This window comes from Streptomyces sp. CO7 (genome assembly GCF_053474865.1).
Genome location: NZ_JBRIOU010000004.1, coordinates 477,484 through 480,462 on the forward strand (window position 1 = coordinate 477,484; position 2,979 = coordinate 480,462).

Sequence of the window (2,979 nt, forward strand, 5' to 3'; positions counted from 1 at the left end):
GGGCCGGCCAGCGGGGCGGGGATGACCCGCCAGGCCTCGCCGGCCTTGTCGCCGCCGGAGGTGGCGGCCGGCGTGGCGGCGGAGTTGGAGGAGATGGTCTCCTCGATGCCGACGCCGAGCGCGCGCAGCGCCTCGGCCATCAGCAGGGTGTCGCGGGAGCGCAGCGGGCGGCGGATCCAGCCCGGCTCGGAGGCCAGGGCGGCCAGCACCAGCGCGCGGTTGGTGACCGATTTCGATCCCGGCACGTGGACCGTCGCGTCGACGGGCCCGCTCGCGGTGGGGGCGGGCCAGAGATCGGTCTGCTGCGCGGAGTGAACGGTCATACGGCCCACTCTAGTGGCTGGCCGCACAGGAGATTCCTGATCAAAAGCGCCGAAATATCGTCGAAACTGGTCCGTGGTAGCGGCTTTCCGCGCGCCGGAGGCCCACAGTGCGAGACGCGGACGCTCAGAGACCGAGCAGCCAGCGCGCTCCGCCCATCAGGGAGCAGAGCGACACGACGTGGAAGAGAAAGAGCCACAGCGCGGGCGGGGTGCCGGTGAGGGAGGCCAGCTGGTCGGCGTCGGACGCGCCGGTGGGGTTGCGGCGCCGCTCCCGCTGGAGCTCGAAGGCCGGCCGGACGCCGCCCAGCAGGAGGAACCACACCACCGCGTAGGCGAACGCGGCCTGCACCTGGGCGCCCGCCTGCCAGGAGACCAGCAGGAACAGGGCGCCGGTGAGCAGCACCGTGAGCACGCCGTACACGTTGCGGATCATCACCAGCATGACCAGCAGCAGCGCGGTGGCCAGCCACAGCAGGAGCGTGATCCGGCCCTCGGAGAGCAGCGCCGCGCCGCCCAGGCCCAGCAGCGGCGGGGCGGTGTAGCCGGCCAGCGCGGTGAGCACCATGCCGAGCCCGCGGGGCTTGCCCCTGCTGACGGTGAGGCCGCTGGTGTCGGAGTGGAGCCGTATCCCGGTGAGGGTGCGGCCGGTGAGCAGGGCCACCAGGGCGTGGCCGCCCTCGTGCGCGATGGTGACGGCGTTGCGCGCCACCCGCCAGACGGCGTTCGGCAGCACCACGGCCAGAGCGGCCGCGGCGGTGGCGACCACCACCCACAGGTCGGGGTCGGGCTGGCGGCCGAGCACCTGGTCCATCGCTGGGGTCTCCTTCGCGGGATGGGCGTGCGGCGGGGGCACGCGGTCCGTGCGGCGTCTTCCGGAAGCCGGTGGCCCGGGCGGCGCCCGGCCTGGCAGTGTGGCACGTATGTGCGGACGGTATGCATCCTCGCGGGCTCCGGAGGACCTCGCGGACATCTTCGGCGTCGAGGCCGGACTCCCCTCGCTGCGCCCCGACCCGGGCACACCGGGCGACGATCCGGAGGAGTCCTACGCCCCCGGTCACGAACCCGACTACAACGTCGCGCCGACCAAGGAGGTGTTCGCCGTCCTGGACCGCCCGGTCAAGGGGTCCGGCGACCCCCGGCCGGTGCGGCAGCTGCGCCGCCTGAAGTGGGGACTGGTGCCGAGCTGGGCCAAGTCCCCCGACGGCGCGGCCCGCATGATCAACGCGCGGGCCGAGACGGTGCACGAGAAGCCCTCCTACCGCCGGGCCTTCGCCGCCCGCCGGTGCGTCCTGCCCGCCGACGGCTACTACGAGTGGGTCACCGGCAAGGAGGAGCGGGACCTGGAGGTCGAGGGGCGGCGGAAGCGTCCGCGCAAGCAGCCGTACTTCGTCACGCCGGCCGACGGCTCCGTCTTCGCGATGGCGGGGCTCTACGAGTTCTGGCGCGACCGCACCCTGCCGGACGACCATCCGCTGGCCTGGTGGGCGACCTGCTCGGTCATCACCACCGAGGCGGAGACCTCACCGCTGGCCGTCGCCCCGGCCGAGGGGCCGCGGACCCTGGCGGAGATCCACCCGCGGATGCCGTTGATGCTCACGGCGGACCGCTGGGACGCCTGGCTCGACCCGCGCCGCGACGACCCGGACGAGCTGCGCGGCCTGCTCACCCCGCCGCCGGCCGGCCTGATGCGCGCCTACCCGGTGTCCACGGCGGTCAGCAACGTCCGCAACAACGGGCCGGAGCTGCTGACGGAGCTGGCGGGGCCGGAGGAGGGCACACTTTTCTGACGTGAGCCCCGATCACCGCGATCACCGCGACCAGCCTGATCACCGCGATCAGCCTGATCACCGTGATCTCCCCGAGCGCCCCGAGGCAGGAACCGTGCGCGACCCCGAGACCGAGCCCGACACCGCGGCAGAGGCCGACACCGAGGCCGCGACCGACACCGAGCTCCACGCCGGTCCCGGGACCGAGCTGGTGGACACCGAGGCCGGGCAGGCCCGGATCACCTGGCGGCGGGCGGCGGACGCCCGGCTGGTCCTGGCCGTGAGCCACGGCGCCGGGGGCGGCGTCGAGGCGCGGGACCTGCGGGCGCTGGCGGAGGCGCTGCCGGGGCACGGAGTGAGCGTGGCGCTGGTCGAGCAGCCGTGGCGGGTGGCGGGGAAGAAGGTGGCCCCGGCGCCCCGGACGCTGGACACCGGGTGGCGCGGGGTGTGGCCGGCCCTGGTGCGCGAGGGGCTCCCGGTGGTGTCCGGCGGTCGCAGCGCGGGAGCCCGGGTGGCCTGCCGGACCGCCGGGGAGCTGGGCGCGGCCGCGGTGCTGGCGCTCAGCTTTCCGCTGCACCCTCCGGGGCGGCCCGAGCGGTCCCGGGCCGAGGAGCTGGCGGGGGTGATGGTGCCGCTGCTGGTCGTCCAGGGCGGCGCCGACCCGTTCGGGCGTCCCGAGGAGTTCCCCGCCGCCCTGCGCCCCGCCGCGGTGGTCCCGCACGCCGACCACGCCTTCGCCGTCCCCAAGCGCGCCCCCCTCACCCAGGAGGACGCCCTCCGCCTCGTCACCGACGCGGTGACCGCCTGGACCGCCACCTTGGCGTGACGCCGGGCCGGTGAGCGGCGTGACAGCCGGTCGGGGGCGGCGTGGCCTCACGCCGGGTCGCGGC

3 protein-coding genes and 1 pseudogene are annotated in these 2,979 nt (G+C 75.3%); 2 read left to right on the plus strand and 2 right to left on the minus strand.

All coding sequences use genetic code 11. The features are described from left to right. Both ACOV8S_RS14975 and ACOV8S_RS14980 read right to left on the minus strand, forming a co-directional pair. A pseudogene (locus tag ACOV8S_RS14975) lies at positions 1 to 323 on the minus strand (3-phosphoshikimate 1-carboxyvinyltransferase); the annotation flags it as partial. 124 nt (positions 324 to 447) lie between these two features. Continuing rightward, positions 448 to 1,134: a M50 family metallopeptidase gene (locus ACOV8S_RS14980; protein WP_448318312.1), complete on the minus strand. Its 687-nt coding sequence runs from the start codon at positions 1,132 to 1,134 to the stop codon at positions 448 to 450. Between the two features lie 109 nt (positions 1,135 to 1,243). Between ACOV8S_RS14980 and ACOV8S_RS14985 the strand changes: the two genes are divergently transcribed. Both ACOV8S_RS14985 and ACOV8S_RS14990 read left to right on the plus strand, forming a co-directional pair. Then, positions 1,244 to 2,110: an SOS response-associated peptidase gene (locus ACOV8S_RS14985; protein WP_448318314.1), complete on the plus strand. Its 867-nt coding sequence runs from the start codon at positions 1,244 to 1,246 to the stop codon at positions 2,108 to 2,110. 187 nt (positions 2,111 to 2,297) lie between these two features. Beyond that, entirely contained in the window at positions 2,298 to 2,915 is a 618-nt protein-coding gene (locus ACOV8S_RS14990; protein WP_448318866.1) for an alpha/beta hydrolase family protein, read from the plus strand. Positions 2,916 to 2,979: the final 64 nt, after the last annotated feature.

Bases quoted from the DNA above. Each gene is read 5' to 3' on its own strand.
- ACOV8S_RS14980 (WP_448318312.1), bottom strand. From the start codon at position 1,134: ATGGACCAGGTGCTCGGCCGCCAGCCCGACCCCGACCTGTGGGTGGTG.
- ACOV8S_RS14985 (WP_448318314.1), top strand. From the start codon at position 1,244: ATGTGCGGACGGTATGCATCCTCGCGGGCTCCGGAGGACCTCGCGGAC.